The organism is Fibrobacter sp. UWR4 (assembly GCF_003149045.1).
Classification (GTDB): domain Bacteria; phylum Fibrobacterota; class Fibrobacteria; order Fibrobacterales; family Fibrobacteraceae; genus Fibrobacter.
This window is the reverse complement of the sequence record NZ_QGDU01000026.1, coordinates 1-24,109: the sequence shown is the minus strand read 5'-3', so window position 1 is coordinate 24,109 and position 24,109 is coordinate 1. Positions and strand designations below refer to the sequence as shown.

18 protein-coding genes are annotated in these 24,109 nt (G+C 48.9%); 15 read left to right on the top strand and 3 right to left on the bottom strand.

What is annotated here, in order from left to right; translation table 11 throughout:
- Position 1 precedes the first annotated feature (1 nt).
- Both ribF and BGX12_RS11085 read left to right on the top strand, forming a co-directional pair.
- Positions 2-901: a riboflavin biosynthesis protein RibF gene (gene ribF / locus BGX12_RS11090; protein ID WP_109736125.1), complete on the top strand. Its 900-nt coding sequence runs from the start codon at positions 2-4 to the stop codon at positions 899-901.
- A gap of 22 nt (positions 902-923) precedes the next feature.
- Entirely contained in the window at positions 924-1,487 is a 564-nt protein-coding gene (locus tag BGX12_RS11085; RefSeq protein ID WP_146196321.1) for a hypothetical protein, read from the top strand.
- Between the two features lie 9 nt (positions 1,488-1,496).
- On the opposite strand, the gene BGX12_RS11080 is transcribed toward BGX12_RS11085, so the two are convergent.
- The gene (locus BGX12_RS11080; protein ID WP_109736123.1) at positions 1,497-5,183 is read right to left on the bottom strand and encodes a DEAD/DEAH box helicase; all 3,687 of its coding nucleotides are present in this window, start codon (positions 5,181-5,183) and stop codon (positions 1,497-1,499) included.
- A gap of 111 nt (positions 5,184-5,294) precedes the next feature.
- Between BGX12_RS11080 and BGX12_RS11075 the strand changes: the two genes are divergently transcribed.
- The 9 genes from BGX12_RS11075 to BGX12_RS11035 all read left to right on the top strand — a co-directional run bounded on the left by BGX12_RS11075 (position 5,295) and on the right by BGX12_RS11035 (position 17,771).
- Positions 5,295-5,987, top strand: a complete 693-nt coding sequence (locus BGX12_RS11075) for a tetratricopeptide repeat protein (RefSeq protein ID WP_109736122.1) — start codon at positions 5,295-5,297, stop codon at positions 5,985-5,987.
- A complete protein-coding gene (locus BGX12_RS11070) occupies positions 5,984-7,099 on the top strand; it encodes a serine/threonine protein kinase (protein ID WP_109736121.1) in 1,116 nt (371 codons plus the stop codon). The genes BGX12_RS11075 and BGX12_RS11070 overlap by 4 nt, the downstream gene beginning before the upstream one ends.
- A 2-nt stretch (positions 7,100-7,101) precedes the next feature.
- Positions 7,102-8,556 carry a sigma-54-dependent Fis family transcriptional regulator gene (locus BGX12_RS11065; RefSeq protein ID WP_109736120.1) on the top strand — a complete coding sequence of 485 codons (1,455 nt, stop codon included), beginning with the start codon at positions 7,102-7,104 and terminating at the stop codon, positions 8,554-8,556.
- A gap of 179 nt (positions 8,557-8,735) precedes the next feature.
- On the top strand, positions 8,736-9,173 hold the full coding sequence (locus BGX12_RS11060; protein WP_109736119.1) for a hypothetical protein: 438 nt from the start codon (positions 8,736-8,738) through the stop codon (positions 9,171-9,173).
- A gap of 26 nt (positions 9,174-9,199) precedes the next feature.
- Complete coding sequence (locus BGX12_RS11055; RefSeq protein WP_109736118.1) at positions 9,200-10,474, top strand: hypothetical protein; 1,275 nt, start codon at positions 9,200-9,202, stop codon at positions 10,472-10,474.
- Positions 10,475-10,540: 66 nt separating this feature from the next.
- On the top strand, positions 10,541-13,123 hold the full coding sequence (locus tag BGX12_RS11050) for a hybrid sensor histidine kinase/response regulator (protein ID WP_109736117.1): 2,583 nt from the start codon (positions 10,541-10,543) through the stop codon (positions 13,121-13,123).
- A gap of 27 nt (positions 13,124-13,150) precedes the next feature.
- Positions 13,151-14,635 (top strand): ketol-acid reductoisomerase, encoded by a 1,485-nt coding sequence (ilvC, locus tag BGX12_RS11045; protein WP_109736116.1) that lies wholly within the window; start codon positions 13,151-13,153, stop codon positions 14,633-14,635.
- 261 nt (positions 14,636-14,896) lie between these two features.
- Positions 14,897-16,165, top strand: coding sequence for an EAL domain-containing protein (locus tag BGX12_RS11040; RefSeq protein ID WP_109736115.1), 1,269 nt, complete (start codon positions 14,897-14,899; stop codon positions 16,163-16,165).
- A 121-nt stretch (positions 16,166-16,286) separates the two neighbouring features.
- Positions 16,287-17,771 (top strand): DUF1846 domain-containing protein, encoded by a 1,485-nt coding sequence (locus tag BGX12_RS11035; RefSeq protein WP_109736147.1) that lies wholly within the window; start codon positions 16,287-16,289, stop codon positions 17,769-17,771.
- A gap of 297 nt (positions 17,772-18,068) precedes the next feature.
- Here the strand turns inward: BGX12_RS11035 and BGX12_RS11030 are convergent, their stop codons facing one another.
- A complete protein-coding gene (locus tag BGX12_RS11030; RefSeq protein WP_109736114.1) occupies positions 18,069-18,782 on the bottom strand; it encodes a hypothetical protein in 714 nt (237 codons plus the stop codon).
- A 160-nt stretch (positions 18,783-18,942) separates the two neighbouring features.
- Complete coding sequence (gene dapA, locus BGX12_RS11025) at positions 18,943-19,899, bottom strand: 4-hydroxy-tetrahydrodipicolinate synthase (RefSeq protein ID WP_109736113.1); 957 nt, start codon at positions 19,897-19,899, stop codon at positions 18,943-18,945.
- Between the two features lie 84 nt (positions 19,900-19,983).
- Here dapA and BGX12_RS11020 point away from each other — a divergent pair, with 84 nt between their 5' ends.
- From BGX12_RS11020 to BGX12_RS15345, 4 genes are all read left to right on the top strand, one after another.
- Positions 19,984-21,597, top strand: a complete 1,614-nt coding sequence (locus tag BGX12_RS11020) for a phosphomannomutase (RefSeq protein ID WP_109736112.1) — start codon at positions 19,984-19,986, stop codon at positions 21,595-21,597.
- Positions 21,598-21,643: 46 nt separating this feature from the next.
- The gene (locus BGX12_RS11015; RefSeq protein WP_109736111.1) at positions 21,644-22,396 is read left to right on the top strand and encodes a hypothetical protein; all 753 of its coding nucleotides are present in this window, start codon (positions 21,644-21,646) and stop codon (positions 22,394-22,396) included.
- Positions 22,397-22,465: 69 nt separating this feature from the next.
- Positions 22,466-23,209: a YebC/PmpR family DNA-binding transcriptional regulator gene (locus BGX12_RS11010; RefSeq protein ID WP_109736110.1), complete on the top strand. Its 744-nt coding sequence runs from the start codon at positions 22,466-22,468 to the stop codon at positions 23,207-23,209.
- Positions 23,210-23,558: 349 nt separating this feature from the next.
- Positions 23,559-24,047 carry a hypothetical protein gene (locus BGX12_RS15345; protein WP_146196320.1) on the top strand — a complete coding sequence of 163 codons (489 nt, stop codon included), beginning with the start codon at positions 23,559-23,561 and terminating at the stop codon, positions 24,045-24,047.
- The last annotated feature ends 62 nt before the right edge of the window (positions 24,048-24,109 follow it).

The following is a 24,109-nucleotide window of genomic DNA, read 5'->3' as shown; positions in this document are numbered from 1 at the left end:
AATGACTGTAAAGCGTGCTGTTACCATGGGAAATTTTGATGGCTGTCATTTAGGCCATCAGGCTCTTTTCCGTTCCCTGAAGGCGGTGGCTGAAGTGAATGACTTGCGCCCTACGGTGATCAGCTTTGAACCTCATTCTAACTACATTCTCCGCGGTCCGGGCAATCCCTTGCTCTTGACCACTACGGAAGAAAAGCGCGATTTTATTACCAGCTTAGGTCTGGATTTTGTGGTCCTTCCTTTTACCCAGGAAATGATGCACCAGCCTTTCGACGAATTTATCCGTAAGGAACTGATTGAAAAGCTGGATGTATGCTCCATGTTCTTTGGCCATGACCATTGCTTTGGGGCTGGAGGTAAGGGTAATTACGAGACGATTACCGCAGCATTCCCGGAACTTTCCACTCAGATGCTTTCCATTGTCCTTCATAAGGGAGAACGTGTCAGCTCTTCTGCTGTTCGTACAGCCCTTGAAAACGGGGATGTGGAACGCGCCCAGACTTATCTGGGACGTCCTTATCGCTTGACGGGAACGGTGGTGGAAGGAAAACGCCTGGGAAGGACTTTGGGTTTCCCCACGGCAAACCTGAAAGTGGAACAGTACAAGTTCCTGCCGAAGGGTGGTGTGTATGTGGCCAATGCCCGCTTGGCTGATGGCAGGATTTACCGTTCTGTCCTGAATATAGGCATTCAGCCTTCTACTCCTGGCACGCATCACATGGCTATTGAAGCTTTTTTACTAGACTTTAGCGAAGATATTTACGGCAAGCATCTGGAACTGGACCTGATGGGGTACTTGAGGCCGGAAAAGAAATTTGCATCCTTGGACGATTTGATTCGACAAATCGGAATGGATGCGGATACTGCCCGAAATTACAATGGTAATCATTGGGCTGAATAAAATAGTAGGTTAGGAGAATTAAATGAAAAAATTGTTATTGGGCATATCCCTCTTGTTCGCTGTATTAGTCCTTAATGCATGTGATTCTTCCGCATCCAGCAATTCCGATGAAAATCCTCCTGCAGAAACAGCGGTTAAGGGCAGTTTTGATCCTAACGGAGATCCTGATTTTTCCTGTGTAGTGACTGGCGGCCGCGATTTAAATGGTGATCGCTGGGTCCAGTACCGCTTGAATATACCCAACTATAAGGGCATGGTGGAACGCATTACCGTTAGTATTTCTGGAGAGGGAACTCAGTATTTCGAAGAAACTTATTTCAATCTAACTCCTTACAAAGAGAATGCGATGTGCCTGGAATTTAACGCGGGTATCGCGGAAAAGGAAAAGAAGGGCCACTCGTTCAAAAATTATAAGTGCGGTAATGGAGTGTCCTACTTTGTAAGTGAATTTGACGGCAATAGATGGATTGAATCTGAAGATGAAGAAGATCCTGTTGCATCCAGAGAAGATACCTATATAGATTGGTGCAACGATTATAAGCAAGAATGGGAAAATGGTGAATACGATTTCGCCCAGAATCCGTAACAGTCTTCTTTAAAGCATCTTGTTGTCCAGAGAGAAAATCTCTGTCAGCTGCTTGTCGTCCATATCCGTAAGCCAGGTTTCGCCGGCGTTGACGGTCATATTTGCAATTGCCTTCTTGGTTTCCAGGAGGGCATTGATTTTTTCCTCGAAGGTACCCTTGGTGATAAAGCGGTGAACCTGCACGTTACGCTGCTGTCCAATACGGAAGGCGCGGTCCGTAGCCTGGGCTTCAATGGCGGGGTTCCACCACAAGTCATAATGAATGACCTGGGAGGCGGCGGTCAAATTAAGCCCGGTACCGCCAGCCTTCAAGGATAGGATAAGTACCTTGCAATCCGGATTGTTCTGGAAATCCTCGATCATGGTGGAGCGCTGTGACTGGGTGCAGTCTCCATGATAGAAGTGGCAACGGAGATTCAGCTTTTCCTGGATGGTAGATTCCAGCAGATTTCCCATTTCGGCGAACTGAGTAAAGATCAAAGTTTTTTCGCCGGTTTCCTGGATGGATTCCAGAAGGTCCATAAGCATTTCCATCTTGCCGGATTCTGCCGTGTTCTTGGCGGCAGGATTTTCTGCAGCACCTTCGGGAAGTCCTTTGAGGAATGTGGCGGGATGGTTGCAGATCTGCTTGAGGGCGAGAATCATCTGTAGGATAATCCCCTTGCGCTTGAACAGCGCCTTGGAATCCTTGGCGATTTCGCTTAACATCTGTTCTTCTTCCAGCTGCTCCAGGAATTTCTGGAGGGTCTTCTGGTACAGCGCCGCCTGGGAGCGGGTCAGTTCCGCATACTCGTCCTGGATGATCTTGTCCGGAAGGTCGCTAATGACGCTCTTGTCCGTCTTGAGACGGCGCAACATGAAGGGAGCGGTAATGGTCTTGAATAGTTCCGCCTGATGGATGTCGTTGTTCTTCTGGATGGGAACTTCGAACTTGTCCCTGAATTCTGCTGCACTGGGGAATAGCCCGCGGTTGGCGAAGTCCATGATGGTCCAGAATTCCATTAGACGGTTTTCCACGGGCGTGCCGCTCATGGCAATCTTGATGGGGGCTTCCATGGAACGTAACAGCTTGCTCTGTTCGCTATCGGCATTCTTGATATTCTGGGCTTCGTCTATGACCACTGCCTGCCACTTGAGGTCCTTCAGTTTCTTGTAGTCCTTGCGGAAGGTGGCGTAAGTGGTGAGCAGCAAGTCTGCGTCAAACTTTTCCAACTTGCGGGATCCGCCATGATAGGCAAATACATTCAGTTCCGGAGCGAACTTCTTGATTTCTACCTGCCAGTTGCACAGCAAGCCTGCGGGCATGACCACCAGACCCTTGCCGTTTTCGAACTTGCCTTCCTGCTTCATCTTTAAAAGGAAGGTAATGACCTGAAGGGTCTTGCCCATACCCATATCATCGGCGAGGATACATCCGAAACCCATTTGCAGGTTCTTGTACATCCAGGAATAGCCGCGATGCTGGTAGGGACGGAGCGTCGCGTTCAAATCGCGGGGGAGCTCTACTTCCGATTCGCTACGCCAGTTTTCGACCTGCTTCTTTACGTCGTCATTTAGTTCCACGGGAACATTGTCGCATTGTCCTGTAAGGCATGCCTGAATGAGTTTGGCTTGCAGGACAATGGCTTCGCGGGAAACCTGCTGCTTGGCGATACTGGGATCCAACTCCTCTTCGCTATCGCCATCTTTGTCTTCTCCCGATTCGGAGGCGTTTTTATTTTCAGACGACTCGTCAAATAACTGGAGGTCTTCGTCCTGGACGTTCTTGTTCTCAAGCTTTTTCTTCAGGTCTTCGATGACGTCCGGGCCCACCTGGACAAAGGTATCCTTGTATTTCAAAAGACCGTCGGCCTGTTCTGCCAATTCTAGAAATTCCTCTGCAGAAATCTTGTCGTCCCCAAGAGCCACTTCCCAGTCGAAGTCCAGCAGGTCTTCTGCGTTAAAGGCGCCGAAGCTGATGGATCCTTGCAGGCGCATGAGTGCCTTAGGTTTTTCGATGTGCAGTAGGGACTGGGGCAGTTCCGTCTTGATACCGAAAATTTCCAGTTTCTTTAGGCTGTCCTGGAGAAAATCCAGAAGGTCACTGCCGTGCATCAGAATAGGATGTTCCGCCTTGGCTTCGATATAGGCGTTCATGGGCTTAAGAGTCTCGCCAATTCCGTTCAGTATACTGATCACGGAAAGGAGACGAGCGTCATTTTCCTGGAACAGCCTGGATAGGGGAGTACGTCCGTTGTTTTCCTGGACGAAAATTTCCAGGGCGATTTCGTCCCCGGCATCGGAACAGCAGAATACCAGCGGGGTCTTGAAATCAAGGGTGCTATAGACGGAGAACCATTGCTGGATCTTACTGGGGATTGTCCGTGCATTGTTGGCCAGACGACCTGATTTGCAGTCGAAGAAGAATGCCAGCAGGTTCTCGTGAGGGGAACGCTTTGTGGCCGGATGGTACTTGCGGAAGAAAGTCAGCAACTGTCCGATAAAGAGGGACAGGATGTGTTCCGCAGGATTCAGCACTTCCAGAAATTCTTCCTCACGTACGGACTGCACAATGCTCTTGGGAGCCTGTTTTTCCAGGTCGGAAACGATGGCGAGAACGTCCGGCAGCATCTCCGCCGGGAGCCAACGCATCTGTGCGGTTTCCTGCCCAAGCCAGAAAACTTGGGGGTAGACGGCCCCTGTACGGACCAAGTAGAAGGCGGCCATCATCAATCGCTGGAGGTAGCGGACATTATGGTGGTGCCAGGAGAAATTGCCTGCACTTAAGGTGCAGAGAGCTCCCATGGCGCTTCTGACAGGAAGCTCGCTCTGGCTGTTTCCGTTTTTATCTCCCTGGACAATGACCCAGTTCCAGTTTCTCTTGTGGACCGCCCACAGGATGTCGCCTTCTACCAGGAAGGTATTTGCGTTATAAACTTTGAAGTTGTCGGAAAACTCTTCGAAGTCCTTGAATTCAAGATAGAACTGACGGCAACGTTCCAGTTCGTCCGCGAAACTCTTGCGGAAGTTTCCCGTGGGGCAGAACTTAGGAAAGTTCTGCAGCATGGCGGGCAATATTCTGGAATAATCGTTCCAATGCTCGAAATCAAGTTCCGGTGTCCGCTGGGGAATATTCAGGTTGTTTTCTACAACAGTTGCCTTGCAGCGGACCAGAGCGCTTTCCCTGGGGACTTCGATCTCAATTTGCTCAGGTTTATAATCCTTCAAATGCTCGATATTCAGACCATGAATCCTGAAAATCATGAAGGGATTCTGGTCAATCTGTTCCGCAATTTTGAGTAGGGTCGTAACGATGTACTTGCAGGGGAGGGGATCCTTGCAGTCGCAATTCAGGTTGACACTTTCAATCCCATGAAAAACGGAAAGACCGCTCTTGTCCAGCAAAAGTTCGATGGAAGGGTTCATTGCCCTGTTGGAAAGAGCCAGAAGGTCGGAGGGCTGCTGCTTGAGCAGGTTCTCGAAAAGATCTCCCTTTTCCTTTTCGAACTTGGGGAATACGATGTAGTTGGTGTGGGTCCCGCCGGCAGGACCGAGAATTTCTGCGGTAATCCTGTTGTCGGGAATGTCCAGCTTGGTCAGCTGTCCTTTCTGGGCGTAACGGAGGCCTGTGGCTACAACTTTAGGGTCCACTGCTTGCAGTAGACTTTCCAGCCATTTTTTTCCCCACCAGGTGTTTCCGTAGTTTCCAAAATTCATTGGGCGCAAATATAGTAATGTTTTGCTCAAATGAGCATGGGCTTGCCGTTAGTCCATATTGTTATCGACCTAACTCGTCAAATTGTCAAATTTTTATTTATTTTGTGAAGCATGAAGAGTTTATGGAAAGCTCTGTTTCTTTGTGTTGCCTTGTGCCTTTGCGCCTGTGTGGACGATGATGTCAACAGGGGCAATGTTGCCTTGCGCATTGGAGATTACAACCGGGCCATTTCCAACTTTTCCAGGGCCCTTGACCAGGATCCGGGACATCGTGATGCACGTTATGGTCTGGCGCTTGCCTATTATGCCGTGGCCGAAAATCACGAACATTTGAAAAATCCCACCTATGAACTGTGGGAACGTGCTGTCCAGGAATTTGAAATTCTTTCACGAGTGGATGAGACCGGTAGCATTAACGGTAATTTCTCCAACAGCCTTTTTTATCTGGCGCGAGCTACGTTGGATAAGAGTCCCAAAACAGACGTGGTTCCCTTGCTGGACCGCTCTATCCACCTGGATAGTCTGAACTTTTTCAGTATGAACCTGAAGGCTCTTATTCTGGACCATCGTGGACAATCTGAAGATGCCAGGAAAATCTTTATCTATGTCGTGACCAAGGAACCGAAATTTGCTTCTGCCTACGTCAACCTGGGCAACAGTTACTGGAACGAAGGTGATGTGGAATCCGCCTGGGATATTTGGTCCCTGGGGCACGAGGCCTTGCCTGACGATCGCGTACTTGCTCATTGGACGAAGGTTGCCGAAGATTCCCTGAAAGTCCTGGTTCAATCGGGTAGACTATGAGTGCTCCCGAGAAAGTAACTCTGCTCAGTTCTGCAAGGAACGGAGTCCTCCTGCGTCAAGGAGGCGAGGCCGACGTTTACTTACTTTGTCTTGACAGTGGCGAACGACTTACCCTAAAGTGGTTTAAACAGCCTTTCCATGCGGAACTTGTTGAAATCATCCAGAGAATCAAGGATGATGGAATCTGCAGGATAAGGGAGTTCGGTATTTATGAAAATAGTCCCTACCAGCTCTATGACTACGTGGAGGGAATTTCTTCTGATCGCTTGAAGGAAATGCCCGTGGCCGTAGCGCTGTACGCCATGCGTCAGGTCGTTTCGTCCTTACAGAAGGTCATCAAGGTCGGTTCCTCTCATGGGGATTTAAATCCCTCCAACATCATCTTTACCGTTAAGGAACGAAAGGACTGCACGGAACTTCAGACGGTTCTCATCGACTGGGGAATTACAGGTCCGGGTGCATTGGCTTATGCCGCCCCCGAAAGATTCCAGGGGAAGGCTCCCGACGAAAAGAGCGACCTCTTCAGTTTGGGAATGCTGTTGTTCCGCTGGATTGCCGGTGAAAACCTGGTGGAAGCCTCCAGCTTCGATCAGTTCGCTTCCGAAAATTCAAGACAGGAAACGTCCAAGGTGTCGGAAAAGCTTTTCCTTTCGGGAAAACTTTCCCCGGAAGAAATTTCCGCTCTGGAACCTATCTGGGATGCTACGCTTTCCTGCAATATGGAAGATCGTGCTGATGACTTTGAGGAACTGGATGAACTTCTGGAAATCGCGTTGTCCTGTGTTGGCGGGGGAGATGTCGCCCTCTCAGGCTGCTTGAAAAAATATTTGATAGAACTCACACCCATGATTGGAAAAGCGGGGCAAAATGTCTCGGACAATCTGGAATGCGCTGGAGAACCCCAGTTTCCCTTCAAAAATTTTTCTCCAAAAAAGCACGGAAATACCCTAAAAATTGCAATTTTAGGTGCTGTAGGGATTTTTGTTTTGGCAATCGCCCTTGTTTTTGCTCTCGGAACGAAAACTCCCAATGTGGATGATACCGCTAAGGTCATCTTGGATAATTCCAGAAGCCACTTGCTGCAAAATTCGCCGACGCCGTCAAAGGAGTAATTATGAAATCGGAATCCATGCTTGCCACGGAAAAAATGCTGGATGTGGTTAAAATCCTTCTGGATGAAGACCAGCCGGAATCCCTTTTCAATAAGATCCTGGAAGTTGCCAAGGACGTACTTCATGCGGATGCCGCCGTCCTGGAAATTGGCGGTGAAAATCCCCTGCATTTCAGCCAGCCGGAAAACGTTTCCATTTCCATTTCCGCTGTACGTTTGGCAAAATCGGAAAAGCGTGCCGTGGTATGGAACCAGCTGGACGATGACTCTGCGGATCTTTCCAAGTCCATCGTGCAGAATCAACTGACTAGCATTATGGTCTCTCCTTTCCGTACCACGGAATCCGAGGAAGGTTATCTCTATCTTCAGCGTGCCGCCCGTGAGGACCCTTTCACGGATGAGGATAGCAGCCTGTTCGATAATTTCGTTGCGGTCTGTGAAAAGGTGGCGTTCTCCGTATTTGACCGCCTGAGGGATAAGGAATCCCTGGATGTCCTAAAGAATGTGGTCCGTAAGGATAACATCGTCTATTCCAGCCAGGTGATGGCTGACCTGACGGCTCTTGCAGATAAACTAGCGCCGCTTCCCCTTCCCGTGATTATTCGTGGTGAAACGGGATCCGGCAAGGAAGTGGTTGCCCGCTACATCCATAGGAACAGCCCCCGTGGGGACAAGCCTTTTGTGGCGGTAAACTGCGGTGCCATTCCTGAACATCTGATGGAATCCTTGCTATTTGGTCATGCCAAGGGATCTTTTACGGGGGCTATTGAAAATCGCAGGGGCTTCTTCGAGGAGGCCGATGGTGGTACCATCTTCCTGGATGAAATTGGCGAACTTCCCATGAACATGCAGGTGAAACTCCTTCGTGTCCTTCAGGAAAAACATATTACCCGCGTAGGTGACAATCGTGAAATTCCTGTGAACGTCCGTGTCATCAGTGCCACCCATGTGGATTTGGAAGAAGCCGTCAAGGAAAAGAAGTTCCGTGAGGACTTGTACTTCAGAATTCAGGTGATGCCTCTTTACCTTCCGCCTCTTCGCGAGCGTGGTCAGGATGTGGTGCTTCTGGCGGAAGAATTCATCAAGCGTTATGGTGCGGAGTACGGCCGTGGCAAGTACCGCATGAGCCGTAATGCGGAAAAAGCTTTGTTAGGTTATTATTGGCCGGGCAATGTCCGTGAACTGGAAAATAAAATCCAGAAGGCCCTTGTCCAGGCGGTTCATGGGGTAATCCAGCCCAAGGACTTGGGACTGGACGATATGCAATCCCAGGCCAAGGAATCTCCCCGTACCTTGAAGGAAGCCCGCGAGGCGGTAGACCGTGAAGTGATTTCCAGGGCCATGAGGGATAGTAACGCCAACATGACCTTGGCATCCTCCATTTTGGGAATAGACCGTAAGGTCCTTCGCGAAATCATGGAACGTCTTGGCATGAAGAAGGAGGATTTTAAGGGGTAGACTTTTTCGGGAACAAATCTCCCGATGGGGGCGTGTGGTTCCGTTTTTTGTCCGAGGTTAACGAAAGTTTTAATGTATATTTAGGCTAAAGTACGTCAAAAAAACGTATTATTAGCCTAAAAGGATACTCTGGCACGGATGTTGCGTTTAAACCGCAGAGAGTGTTAAACTGGGTTTGTATGAAGAAGAATATTTTCACATTGGTGATGCTGGCTGCTGCAATGGCATTTGCAGGCCAGTCTTCTTTGCGTCCGGAGTCAGTTGTCCCGACCCCTGCTGAAAGATCTGAAGTTTCCCGAGGAACTCCTGATTTAAGTGCTAAAGATAGCGAGGAATGGCAGAAAATGCGTGCGGAACGCCGTGAGGCCCGTCGTCAGATTCTTTCTGATTTACGTAATAGCTCCGCTGCAGAAAAACAGTCCATTCGCCAGAACGTTACCGAAACTCGTAACGAAAGGAATCGCATCGAAGGGGAACGTGCAGAAAAAGTCCAGCCCCGTGAGAGAGAAAAAACTCCTGAAAAGGAATGGAATACTCCTCATATAATGCCTCCTCCTCCGCCGCATTGGTGGGGGAATCCGAGACAGAGTCCAGGCTGGGGCGATCTCTCTCATTGATGTATCGGATAGCGATAGTTCTTCTATTGCTTTCCGCGACCCTCTTTGCTGAAACCCAGGAGGCCGCGTACTTCCGCGCTATGCAGGCGGAAGCGTCCGGTGATGTTCCCCTTGCAATCAGAACTTTTGAAGAAGCCCTAAATATGGGCGGGGAATATACTGAGGAAATTCAGGAAATCCTCAACGAATATTATGAAGCGCTAGACGTTCCTGCGAATAAACGTCACGAGACTCTACGAAAAGGTACCGAGGAATCTCCGGAGAAATCCTTTTCCTACCGTTTTCAGGGGGATCTTGGTGCTGTGGGACTGTACTACTCCGCCTCTGGCGACAAGTCCGATTATGGATCCGCCTTGCAGGGGGGCATCTCTGCTTTCCTGGATTACTCTTCTGGAGACTTGATTCATTCTCTCGGCTTGAACATTACGGGTGATGTGAACTTCTATAATGATGACATGCCTGCCCTGGATACCAATGATTGGAAGGGTACGATAGGGCTTGAATATACCCTGGTCTCCAGTTCGTTGCTTTTGGATGTGGGCGTGGACTTGAATGTCTATCAGCAGGAAAATTTAATCCCCGCCTTTTTTTCGTGGCTGGAATACAATTTCCTGAAACGAAATAAACATCAGTTCGGTGTTGCTTTTTGGGCCTACGATGATGTCTCTGGTCCTATGTCCTTAGCGCTTTATGGCACTTGGCGCAGGACCAGTACCTATGGCTTTGGCTTCTCCCTGATGGTAGGCCCAAGGCTTGAGGTTGATTCTGCATTTGATTACAGTAGCTACATGACTCGTTTTGACGAGGCTCTGGATGCCGTGGAAGCCGAAATGAAAAATTATGGTGGCAGCGGAAATCCATTTGAGGAGTGCCTGGAAACCTATGGGGAACAGTGCTATAGCTGGAATATTGCCACAGTGGATTCCCTGAATTGGGTCAGCCATTATGAAAAGCTTCTGTCCGAAATAAAGGTGAAGCCTGTTTACTACTGGACGAAATGGTTTGGCCCTTCCCTCAGGGCTCGCGCTCAGTACCGATTCAGGAACGGGATTGTCCTGGAAACGAAACTGAATCTCTTCTATAGCTTTGTCGTGGACGGGGCTGATGCCGATTATGAGAATATTTCCAAACTGACGTCTGTATGGAACGGTATGGCTTCCTGGAATATGGGACTTATGGAACTTTATTTAGGGCTGGAGGGTGTATTTAGAATCTACAGCCTTCCTGAAAAGTACGAAAGGGTTTATTCCCGATTCAGTACAACTGCGAAACTGCGTCTCGGGACCAAGTGGGAATTTTAATCAAAAAACGGTTCTTGCCTGGGCAGGTTCTTTTTCGTTTGTTAGAATTTTATTACATTGGACGTCATGTCGAAGAATGAATCCAGAAATAAGCAAAGTAAGTACCTGTGGCAGTATATCCTGACCCTCGTGTTGACTTTAACCGCTCTTATAGTCATTGTTTACTTTACGTTTAACTCCTTCTTCAAGGTGACTAAGGAAAACGTCGTTACCATTGGTGAAAACTCGGTTTCCGAGAGTGCAGCCAACTTGAACAACTTCCTGCTGAAGAGTATGGATGTGCTCATCGTTACCTCACAGATTGTGGACTACATGATGCTGAACGGTGCTTCGTCCAAGGAACTGGAACGGCTGCTGGTGGATGAAAACCGCCGTTATATCCGCTTCCTGGATAGTAGCTTTACGGGCGTCTATGGCTTGTTCAATGGTGTCTATCTGGATGGCTCCGGCTGGGTTCCTGAAGAAGGTTATGTTCCCGAAAGCCGTCCCTGGTATAAGGACGCAATCGCTGCCGATGGGAATGTCGCCCTTGTTCCTCCCTACTTCGACGCCAAGGAACGTAAGATTATCATTTCCGTAAGCCAGATGCTCTCTGACAAAAAGAGTGTTGTTTCCTTTGATATCATGTTGGATATTGCCCAGGAAATGGTAAACAATGTGAATGTGGATGGTAGCATCGGTTCCATGATGGTGTTTAACCATTCCGGTCTGGTGGTGGCCCATCCGGATACTCTGGAAAAGGGAAAGAACTACATGGATGAGGAATTTAGCGGCTCTGAAAAGCAGGAACTGCTGAAGAGACTGTATGATTCCAAGTCCAAGTCTTTCGAAATGGAAATTTCTGGTCAGGCATGCATGGTGTTCTATTCCGTGGTCAAGGACGACTGGTATGTGGTGACTATCGTGAACGAAAGCGAACTGTTCCGCAATGTTCAGAAAATTCTCTATCGTAACATCCTGATTTCCCTGATCCTGTTTGCCTTGCTGCTTTATTTCTGCACGTCCAGCTATCGCAACCGTATTATCGCCTTGTCTTCCAGTGCCGCTAAGTCCCAGTTCCTGGCTAACATGAGCCATGAAATCCGTACGCCGATTAACGGTATTCTGGGGATGAACGCCATGCTCCTGAAGAAGGTGACGGATGAGTCCATGAAGGAGTGCGCCCAGAATATTGATAGCGCTGGTCATACCTTGCTTTCCATTGTGAATGACGTGCTGGATATCTCTAAAATTGAATCGGGCAAGATGGAAATCCTGCCTGTGCCTTATGAGATGTTCTCCGTGCTGAACGATTGTTACAACATGGTTCATGACCGTGCGAACGAGAAGGCTCTGGACCTGGAACTGCGGGTGAACCCAAACCTGCCGTCGGGCTTGCTGGGTGATGAAATCCGCATCCGTCAGATTGGTAACAACTTGCTGTCCAACGCAGTCAAGTATACGGACAAGGGCAAGGTGACCCTTATTGTTGATTTTGAAAAGTCCGGAGAGGTGGCGGAAAAATCCACCATCACGTTGATTATCCGTGTGGCGGATACGGGGCAGGGTATCCGTAAGGAACACCTGGATAAACTGTTTGAAAAGTTTGAACGTGTCAATGAACGCTCTAACCGTGCTATTGAAGGTACCGGTCTCGGCCTGAACATCACGAAACGTCTTGTGGAGATGATGGGTGGTGAAATCTCTGTGGAAAGTGAATTCGGAAGGGGTTCCGTCTTCTCTGTCAAGATTCCCCAGGTTGTGGAAAATGTTGCCCCCATGGGTGACTTTGCTACTCGTCATAAGCAGGCTTTGTCCAAGACCGAAAATTTCAAGAGTGGCTTTACCGCAAAGGATGCCCGAGTCCTGGTTGTGGACGACGTAAAGATGAACCTTCGCGTAGTCGAGGGACTTCTGAAGGATACTCAGATCCAGCTGGATACGGCTACCAGCGGTAAGGATGCTCTAGCAAAGGTGACGAAGACTCGTTACGATATCATCCTGCTGGATCACATGATGCCGGAAATGGACGGTATTGAAACATTTGCCGCCATGCAGAAAATGGATGATAACCTTTCTAACGGAACCCCTGTAATCATGCTGTCCGCGAACGCCATTATTGGCGCCAAGGAAAATTATCTGAAGCATGGATTTACGGATTATCTTTCCAAGCCCGTGAGCGAAAAGGCTCTCCATTCCATGATTCTCAAGTACCTGCCTCACCATATGGTCCGTAAGTCTGGTGAAGCTGCTACTCCGGAACCCCTAGTGGCTGAATCGGTTGCTCCCGCAGTTAATAAAAATCCTTTGACCTTTATGGAATCCATGAAGGGAATTCCCGAAATCGATGTGAAGCAGGGACTTGCCTATTGTGCTGAAAGTGAGGATTTCTACCAGGAAATGGTAGAGGAATACTTGAAGTCCAATCCGGTTTCCGAGTTGCAGAAATTCCTGGATGCCGGGGATTGCGCAAATTATCGCATTGTGGTTCATGCCCTGAAGAGCAGTTCCAGAACCATCGGTGCCGAAAAACTTGCGAAAATGGCTGAAAATCAGGAACGTGCCGCAGCCGCAGGTAATCTTGCCGAGGTGCAGGAAAACCACGGTGCATTGGCTCTTGCCTATAAGAGCCTAGTCGAAAAATTTGTATATTTCACCCGAAAACTTTAAATACTACTCAAAAGAGGTTAAATAATCATGGGTATCAATTACTTCAATTCCATTCCTCTGCGTCGTCAGCTGGAAGAAATCGGCCACTGCCGTTTCATGGATTCTTCTGAATTTTCTCGCGGTGTAGAAGCCCTCAAGGGCAAGAAGATCGTGTTCGTCGGTTGCGGCGCTCAGGGTCTCCACCAGGGTCTCGACCTGCGTGACAGCGGTCTCGATGTTTCCTACACCCTCCGTCCGGAAGCAATCGCCGAAAAGCGTCAGTCCTGGAAGAACGCTACCGAAAACGGCTTCGCTGTCGGTACCTACGAAGAAATGATTCCCACTGCTGACCTGGTTTGCAACCTCACACCGGATAAGCAGCACCACAACGTGATTCCCGCTGTCATGAAGCTCATGAAGAAGGGTGCCGCTCTCTCCTACAGCCATGGCTTCAACATCGTTGAAGAAGGCCAGCAGATCCGTGAAGACATCACCGTTATCATGGTGGCTCCCAAGGGTCCGGGTTCAGAAGTCCGTTCTGAATACGTTCGCGGTTTCGGTATGCCCTGCTTGATCGCTGTCCACCCCGAAAACGACCCCGAAGGCAAGGGTTGGGACTATGCCAAGGCTTACGCCGCTGGTCTCCACGCTGACCGTCCGGGCGTTCTCGAAAGCTCTTTCGTTGCAGAAGTGAAGTCCGACCTCATGGGCGAACAGACTATCCTCTGCGGTATGCTCCAGACCGGTACCATCCTCTGCTACGACAAGATGGTCAAGGAATTCGGTGTCGAACCGGCATACGCAACCAAGCTCCTCCAGTACGGTTGGGAAACCATTTCCGAAGCTCTGAAGCATGGTGGTATCACCAACATGATGGACCGCCTCTCCAACCCGGCTAAGGTTCGTGCAAACGAACTCTCCGAAAAGATGAAGGTCATCATGCGCGGCCTCTACCAGGAACATCAGGACAACATCATCTCCGGTAAGTTCTCCTCTACCATGATGATCGACTGGGAAGCTGGTGACAAGGACCTTCTGGCATGGCGTGCAGCTACTGGCGAACTGGAATTCGAAAAGGTTGCAGCTACCGACAAGGCTATCTCCGAACAGGAATACTTCGACCGCGGCGTCCTCATGGTCGCTATGATCAAGGCCGGTGTGGAACTGGCATTCGAAACCATGTGCTCCGTCGGCATCAAGCCCATGAGCGCATACTACGAATCCCTCCACGAAACTCCGCTCATTGCAAACCTCATCGCTCGTAAGAAGCTGTTTGAAATGAACCGCGTGATTTCCGATACCGCAGAATACGGCTGCTACCTGTTTGCTAACAAGTGCGTTCCTCTGCTGAAGGACTTCATGGCTAAGGAAGTCACTAAGGAAGATATCGGCGCTATCTTCGGCGAAGGCAAGTCCACCGCTGTCGATAACGAAGAACTCATCAAGGTCAATGCCAACATCCGTAAGCACCCGGTTGAAGAAATCGGTGCATGGCTGAGAGCAAGAATGAGTGGTATGACTCGCGTGGTATAATTCCGCGGATTGTACAAACTCCTGATTTTAGTCTCGCTAGGCTCTACCTGGCGGGACTTTTTTTGTTTTTGGCTCAGTGCAGCGCTCGGTTGTTTTTTCAGTGAGTTTCGTTTTCTATAAGAAATGCGATTTTCATCACATCGTCTCGGTCGTTTTATTCCGAGTTGGAATATAAAAGTCCTTTACAAAGTCCTTTTGGTGGCGCCTTTTTCTTGTTGATTATTATAGTTTAGACTATAGGGATTATTGGGGATTCGGTCTATGCTTACTGTACAGGACATTCTATCGAATTTTGATTCGGCGGTTGCAAACGAAGAATTTCAGGTGTATTTGCAGCCACAGTATAACCATTCAGCAGGACTGTTGATTGGCGCGGAGGCTCTTGTCCGTTGGGTTTCTCCCAAGTATGGCTTTATTTCTCCTGCAGACTTTATCCCTGCCCTGGAAGAACAGGGTCGCATTTCGGAAATCGATCTTTATGTTTTCGATAAGGTCTGCCGTTTTCTCCGCCACTGCATCGATGTGAATTTGCCTTTAGTTCGCATTTCAGTGAATATGTCACGAAACGATGTCCTGCGTGACGATTACATCGATCGTATGGAAGAAATTCGACAGGGGTATGATGTTCCTACTCGTCTGGTGCATGTTGAGCTGACTGAGTCCGCTGCCATCTCGGGCTCGCAGGTGATTATTGATACCATCGATAAACTCCATCAATTGGGTTACACCGTGGAGATGGATGATTTTGGTAGTGGCTACTCCTCGTTGAATGTTTTGAAGGATATTAATTTTGATGTCCTCAAGTTGGACCTGAACTTTATTTCTGGAAGCATGAGCGACGAACGTGGTGGAACCATTTTGAGTTCTGTGGTTCGTATGGCCAAGTGGCTGAGCCTTCCGGTGATTGCCGAAGGTGTTGAAACGGTGGAACAGGCTGACTTTTTGAGAAGCGTGGGCTGTGATTACATTCAAGGCTATTTATATTCCAAGCCAATTTCTGTTTCTGATTACGAAAAACTTTTGGATGGCAGTGCTGTAGGAGCCATTGTCCCTCAGATGAATCTGGATGATGTTGTGGAGGCTGGAAAGTTCTGGAATCCCAACTCTATGGAAACCTTGATTTTCAGTAATTTTGTAGGTGCCGCAGCCATTTTGGAACAGCGTGGTGATGGTCTTGAAATTTTGCGTGTGAATCAAAAATTCCTCCGCGAAATGGGGATGAATTTGTCTGAAAAGGACCTGCTGAAGCTTGATCCCTTGAAGACTTTGGATGACCTCAACAAGGAAGTTTATCTTTCTTGCTTGGAGAAAATCGTGGAATCCCGTGCCGAGCAGGAATGTGAAACCTGGCGAAGTGTCCCATCTGCTGAAGGAAACGTTCAACGTCTTTGCGTCCGCAGTTCCATACAACTCATCGGCATCAGTAAGGTTAGTCGCCTTTTCTTTGTGAATATCCGGAACATTACTGCAGAGAAAAACTTGATGCTTCAGATGCAAGCCTATATTGATTCAAATATTCGTAAAGCATAAAAGTGAATTGTATAGAGAACAATTTGATAAGAATCGCTTCTTTTTTTGAAAGGGAAACCTAGGAATGGTTTCTCCTTTTTTTTATTTTTGGTCCGATAAATTTTATGCATGTGGAGCATATATGTTCAAAGTAGGATTTGATAACGACGCGTACCTGAGAACGCAGTCCGAGAAGATTGCCGAACGTATTGCAAAGTTCGGTGGAAAGCTTTACCTTGAATTTGGCGGCAAACTGTTTGATGACCACCATGCAAGCCGCGTGTTGCCTGGCTTCGCTCCGGATTCCAAGATCCGTATGCTTGAAAAGCTGAAGGACAAGGCCGAAGTCATTATCGCCGTTAATGCCAACGATATCGAAAAGAACAAGGTCCGTGGTGACTTGGGCATTACCTACGACCAGGACGTTCTTCGTTTGATTGACGCCTTCCGCGGTTATGGCCTTTATGTGAGCAGCGTGGTGCTGACTCGTTGGCAGGACCAGCCCAGTGCTCTCGCTTACCAGAAGAAGCTGGAAGGCTTGGGCCTCAAGGTTTATCGCCACTATCCTATTGCCGGTTACCCCAACAACATTCCTCTGGTAGTGAGCGACGACGGCTACGGCAAGAACCAGTTTGTTGAAACCTCCCGTGAACTTGTGGTGGTGACTGCTCCTGGTCCGGGAAGTGGAAAGATGGCTGTGTGTCTTTCCCAGATTTATCACGAAAATACTCGCGGCGTCAAGGCTGGCTATGCCAAGTTTGAAACGTTCCCCATCTGGAATATTCCTCTGAAGCATCCGGTGAACCTGGCTTACGAAGCTGCTACCGCCGACTTGAACGACGTGAACATGATCGACCCGTTCCATCTGGAAGCCTACGGCAAGACCACCATCAACTATAACCGAGACGTTGAAGTGTTCCCGGTCTTGAATGCTCTGTTTACCCGCATTCTTGGCGAGTCCCCGTACAAGAGCCCCACCGATATGGGCGTGAATATGGCGGGTAACTGCATCATTGATGATGAAGCCGTCAGCGAAGCTGCAAAGCAGGAAATCATCCGCCGCTACTACAACACCCTTTGCGATGTCCGTAAGGGTAACGCTGATCAGGATCAGGTTTACAAGCAGCAGCTGGTGATGGAACAGGCTCATGTGAGTGTTGCGGATCGTCCGGTAGTTGCAGCCGCACTCAAGCGTTCCGAAGAAACCAATGGCCCTGCAATTGCTATTGAACTTCAGGATGGCGCCATCATTGCCGCCAAGACTTCTTCCTTGCTGGGAGCCTCCTCCGCCATGGTTCTGGATGCTCTCAAGCATTTGGCAGGCATTCCTGATGAAGTCCGTCTGCTTTCTCCCATGGTGATTGAACCCATTCAGAGTCTCAAGACCAAGCAGCTGGGCCACACCAACCCCCGTCTCCATGTGGACGAAGCTTTGGTTGCTCTTTCTGTCTGCGCCCTCACCGATTACAACGCAAAGATCGCTCTGGAAAAGCTTCCTGAATTGCGTCACTGCGATGTACATTCCAGCGTGATCCTGTCCCAGGTGGATGTGGGCGTGTTCCGCCGCCTGGGTGTGAACTTGACCTCTGAACCTAACTATCAGACCAGCAAGTTGTATCATACTTAATTGCTTTAAATATTTAAAGCAAATTGAAAAGTCCCGGTTTATTCCGGGACTTTTTCGTTACCATGAATGTTGCAAAAAAAAACGGCCGGCATAAACCGGTCGTTTTTTAATGCTTTGTTGGTCCGAAATGATTAGCGATTACTTGCTCTGGCACTCTACGAGTGCAGAGCAATCGGCTCAGAAATGCGAGTGCTAGCTCTCGCGCTTCGCTCGCCTTACTTGCTCTTCCGTGAAAAAAGGACTGGTTTTCACCAGTCCTTTTTGAGAGCAAAGGCCTACGAGAGGTCTTGTTCTGAATTAAGCCTTTGCGGTCTTTTTAGGGGGGTGAGCAGCGATCTTCTTCACGCCCTTGGCCTTGTCTGCTGCCTTGGCGGCCTTTTCAGCAGCTTCAGCTTCTTCTTCAGCCTTTTCGAAAGCTGCCTGCATGTCTTCCAGAGCGCCAACGGGATCTTCTTCGATGATTTCGGAAGCTTCGTCTACCAGCTCGGCGAATTCGTCGTACCAGTCTGCGAAGATTTCGACTTCAAGGTGGTCAACACCGGGAACGGTGAGACGGACGCCGCAGCTTTCGCCGATGCGGTCCATGTACTTGACCATTTCAGGCTTCAGGAGGGACAGGTCGAGACCATCCAGGTCTTCCGGTTCCAGCCATACGCCGTCTTCTTCCTTCTTGGACTTCTTGGAGGCCTTCTTGTCGTCCTTGCAACCGCACTTGCAGTCGTCGCCGCAGCAGCAACAGCAGCTGCTATCTGCGCCATTCATTGCCAGGTATTCTTCGTCATCGATGCCGCTGTCGTAGAAGAATTCGTCTTCTTCCAGGTACAGGGTTTCAACAAAGATGCTCTTTGCGTTGAGAGACTTTGCTGCAGCGATGAATTCCTTCAGGTCGCCACCGAAATAGCGGGTTGCTTCCACTTCTTCGTTCAGGGTCTGAACGGGAATGGGGAGGAGCTTCTGCTTGCTGATGTAAGCGCAGACTTCGTCGCTAATGGACTTCTGATTCTTAGCCATTGTAAATCTCCTTATAAAAGGTGTGTGGTGTGAGGTCGCTCGCAAGCTCGCTTTGAGGTATGAGGCTAAATAATCGCAGCGCAGCCACCTTATATAACCTCAGAGGGCCGAAGGCCCGACCTCAAACCTGAAAGCACCGAAGGTGCGTCCTCAAACCTAATTAAACATGGTACTTCTTGAGGCTTGTGGCCTTTTCGTTGATAAGCTTCATGATGCGGGCGACAGCTTCGTCACCGCGTGCGGTGTCCTTCACGCTGGTCATAGGCTGGAACAGCGGGCTATTGAACATGGTGCCCAGAGGAATGGGGTTCTTGCGGCAGAAGGTTGCTTCTACGTAATCACGAGCGGCATCCTGCAGGTCGTCGCACTTCTGGAATTCGCCAGCCTGGTAAGCCTTGTAGAGGTCAGAGAAAATCTTTGCTGCTTCCGGAATGTTACCGGTAGCGGTAATGAGGCCCTGGCCACCCATTTCAAGCATGTCGATGAAGAAACCGTCTTCGCCGGAAAGAACAGCGAAGTCATTGTTCTTGGTTTCGTTGATGACGCGCTTGGTGTCTTCGTGGTACTTTTCGCCAATACGGAAGTCAACAGCCTGCTTCAGGCCAATGATATTCTTGTCCTGGGAAAGGGAAATCAAGGTGTCGGGGTGAACGTAGCTAGCGGTACGGCCCGGAACATTGTAGATGATGATCTTGGCGCCAGTTTCTTCGCTCAGGGTCTTGAAATGCTTTTCGATGCCTTCCTGGGACGGGTTGTTGTAGTAACCGGTCACGCAGAGCATGGGAACTTCGGCAATCTTTAGGATTTCCTGAATCATTTCCACAGATTCACGAGTGCAGTTGGAACCTGCGCCTGCGATAACAGGTACGCGGTTGTCCACATAGTCCAGAGTGAACTTGATGATATCCAGATGCTGCTTGTGAGTGACGGTTGCGCTCTGACCGGTGGTACCAACCGGGAGAATGCCGGAGACGCCGGAAGCGATAAGGTCGTCAATCATCTTTTCCATCTTCTTGTAGTCGATGGAGTTGTTAAGGTTCTTAGGATCATCGTTCATCAACGGAGTGAACAATGCGGGAAAAACACCAGTAAGTTGAGAAGCTTTTGTAATTTGCATGCCTATAAAATAGCTAAAAAATCACGACCCTGGTAAAATTTTTATAAATTAGAGCCGTTAAAAAACTTTAAAATAGGAACCCATATGGAAAACATTACACAGATTTGGAAGAAAATCCAGTCCCCCGAATTCAACCCCGCTACCGACATGGCTCTGGTGGAACAGGTCAAGCAGGTTGCTCTCACCTCCCAGGAACCGGCTAAGGTTAGCTTCGGTACTTCCGGCTGGCGTGGTGAAATCGGTTCTGAATTCACTCTTCGTAATCTGCAGGTTGTTGGTGCCGCTATCGTTCGCCTTTACAAGGAAGCCGACGCTGCTATGTTCGAAGCTCTCGGTGTGAAGGATTTCGCTGATCTCCAGAAGCGTGGCGTGGTCGTTGGTCACGACAACCGTCTCCTGGGTCATGAATTCTGCGAAGCTGTGGCTGACCAGTTCGCCAAGGCCGGTGTTAAGGTTTACTACGGCAACGAAATGCCGACCCCGGAATTCTCCGCATGTATCGAAATGCTGGGTGCTGCTTGCTCCATCAACATGACTCCGTCTCACAACCCCAGCCACTACAACGGCATCAAGTTCAACCCGGCTGACGGTGGTCCTGCAGGTCCGGAAATCACCAACGTCATTACCAAGCTTTCCAACGAAATGATGGCTACCTGGAAGTTTGAACCGGTATCCAAGGTTGACTGGGAAATCATCGACTCCCTGAAGATCTACAAGGAATTCCTTATCAAGCAGGGCACCATCAAGTTCGCCCGTATCAAGGAATTCATCAAGCAGGGTCGTCTGACTCTGGTTTGCGACCACGTTCACGGTTCTACCCGTCGTCGTCCGGCCGCTCTCCTGGACAATCCGGAATGCCTCATCACTCTTCGTAACGAAGATGACAGCCTGTTTGGTGGTATCGCTCCGGAACCGTCCTCCAAGAATCTCGAAAAGGTTCGCAAGGAACTGGATGGCAGCAAGTCCTGGTTCCGCCTGGGCGCAATCTTTGACCCGGATGGTGACCGTATTCGTTTCTACGATGGCACTCGCGAAATCGATATGAACCAGTTCGGTGCAATCGCTTTCCACTACATGGCTACCTGGCGTAAGGAACAGGGCGTTGTGGCTAAGTCCGTTGCAACCTCCAACTTCGTAAACATCATTGCTGAAAAGTTGGGCGTTCCTGTGATGGAAACTCCGGTGGGCTTCAAGAACTTCCGCCCCTGGTTGTCCCGTACCGCTAAGGATAAGGCTCTGGTTGCTTTCGAAGAATCCGATGGTATTTCTGGCCTTAACAACACTCTGGAAAAGGACGCTCAGTTCGGCCTCCTCATCGCTCTGGAAATCATGGCTACCACTGGCAAGAACCTGGGTGAATACCTGGATGCCCTGTACGAAGAATACGGTCGCTTCTATCCCAGCCGCGCTGGTTTCGAAGTGGACAAGTCTCTCGTGGGTGCTCCCCTCATTGCTAAGGTGAATGCTGTTGCTGAAGCAGCTCAGGTTGGCGCTAAGGTCATGGTGGGTAACACCGAAAAGACCGTTAAGCAGCTCCTCACTCTCGATGGCGTGAAGATCATTTTCGAAGACGACTCCTGGATGCTGGTTCGCCCGTCCGGTACCGAACCTAAGGTTCGTATCTATACCGAATGTCGCAACCCGGATGAAAAGGATCCGATGTTCGAAGCTGCAAAGGCTCTGTTCTACAAGAACTAGTCTTTGCTGTTGGTTGGAGTAAAGTTTGTTCTAAAGGAGCTGTCCCATGAAACGATTGATTGCTTTTCTCTTTTTGGCCTTTGCGGTTGTCTGCTCCGCCCAGAACCTGAAGCCTGAATTCCAGGCTTTCTCAGGTGGTTTGCTGAAGCTGACCCCGAAGGTGACTAAGGGATTCCACAAGTTCCAGCTGACGGTGGACGTCGCCCCCTGGGCATTCCAGGCTACTGGCGAAGTCCTTGCCCCCGGTGGAGATCCGGACGTTCTGTTGAATGCCCTCTTCGACGGTGACCTGTACGCAGTTCTTGCTTACATTCCGTCTGCAGCATCTGGTACTGACGGTGAAGAATACCAGGTGGGTTTCTTTGACATGATGCTTTATTATGAAGAAGAAGCTACCAAGATTCGTAATCTGAAGTTCAAGTTGCTTCCTCCTGCCAATGATGAATGGGCCGAGGGTATCCTGAAGGATGCCCAGGAATCCGGTTCCTTGGTGGGTAACGTCTGGGGCGGCAAGTACGAAAGAGCAATCACTAAGGCTTCTGCAGATCCCATGGACAAGAAGAAACTCCAGGCCATGCAGGGCAAGAAGAAAAGGACTCTCTCTGATGACGATGGTACCATCTCGCAGAAAAAGCGCCGTGTAGAAGCGGAACAAGCCCCTGCTAAAAAGGCTAAGTCTGCGGATGAATCTTCGTCCTCTGGAAAGAAGGACAAGAAGGCTAAAAAAAAACAGCAAGACTGTGAAGACCCGAGCCTGAGCGTCAAGGAAAGACGCCAATGCAAGATGAAGCAGAAGTAGTTCGCTTTACATTGCCTTGAAAAAAAATTATTTTTGACTTGTAAACTTTGAAACCTATAAGAGGTAATTATGTCCGGTCACTCCAAATGGGCTACCACCAAACGTAAGAAAGCTAAGACTGACGTTGCTCGTGCTAAGGCATGGAACAAGTTGATTAAGGAAATTTCTATCGCTGCTAAGCTGGGCGGCGGCAACCCGGATGCAAACCCCCGTCTCCGTGCTGCAATCATCAAGTCCAAGTCTCAGTCTCTTCCCACCAAGAACATCGAAAGTGCTATTGCCAAGGGTACTGGCGCTAACGGTGGTGCAGACGTTGTGGAACCGCTGTACGAAGGTCGCGGTCCTGCAGGTATTGCAATCATGGTGCAGTGCATGACTGATAACAAGGTTCGTACCGTTGCTGAAATCCGTAACATTTTCAATAAGAATGGCGGTGCAATGGGTGAAACCGGTTCTGTTACCTGGGCATTCACTTACAAGGGCATGATTGTTGTTGATGCTGAAAAGTATCCTGAAGATCAGGTCATGGATCTGGTTCTGGAAGCTGGCGCAGAAGACATGAGCACCGAAGATGGCGTTCATGAAATCTCCACCACTCCGGATGCATTCGACGCTGTTACCCGTGCTCTTGAAGGCGCAAACATCGAAATGATGAGTGCTGAAATCACCTACGTCGCTAACGACCCCGTCAAGCTGGGCCACGACGACGCTGTGAAGCTCCTCAAGCTCATCGACAAGTTCGAAGATCACGACGACGTTCAGGACGTTTACCACAACGCTGAAATCGACGAAGCCGACATGGACGCTGAGTAGTAGTCAGTGTTGGTGTTGTAATCGAATACATCGAATTTGAAAAAAGTCCGCTCCGCTTGGAGTGGACTTTTTTATTTGGCTATGTTCTTTCAATGTGTAGATGTAATATAACTATCTAAAAAACACACCCTATTAGAAACTGAGATTTACCTACCTAAAAACTGTATCTTAGATACTTGGTCTAACCTAATTTTTGTTGGGTTAGACCATTTTTTAGTAATTTTTCAGTAAATTCAACATAAAATGGCAGTCCTACACATTAGTAGAACATAGCCTAAGTTTTTTTAGGGAGATAAATATGGTTGGAGTTCTTAAGAGAGTTTTTCTTGGGACACTTTTGCTATTGTCGATGATTTCACTGAACGCCTGTGGTGAAAACTCAGCCAGTGGCGTTGATGATGACTCTGAAACGTCTGTAACGGATTCTTCTAGTAGCGAAGATTCTAGTTCGTCTAGTCGTTTGTCAAGTTCTTCAAACAAAAAGTTTAGGTCGTCGAGTAGTACTCAAAGTTCTTCTAGCAGAATGTCAAGCTCGTCTAGAAGAGTGTCTAGTTCATCCAATGATGAATCTCCAAGTTCGTCTAGCGGAATGTCTAGTTCGTCCGATGAAGAATCTTCAAGTTCTACCAAGTGGACATCCACGGTTCTGCCACCGGGTAAGTATGATTGCAGCATCTACAAATGTGCGCCTACAGATTACTTGAACCCAAACGTAAAATATGGTGAATATTTAGATGTACGCGATAGCAATGTCTACCATACGATAATGATTGATGACGAAGAATGGTTTGCTGAAGATTTGAGAGGCGAATTTAAGTCGCCAAGTAAATTTGTTTAACTTGCCTAGAAATATACTCTAATGGGGTGAGAAATCCAAGTCGTTTTCTCGGCCGATTGTTC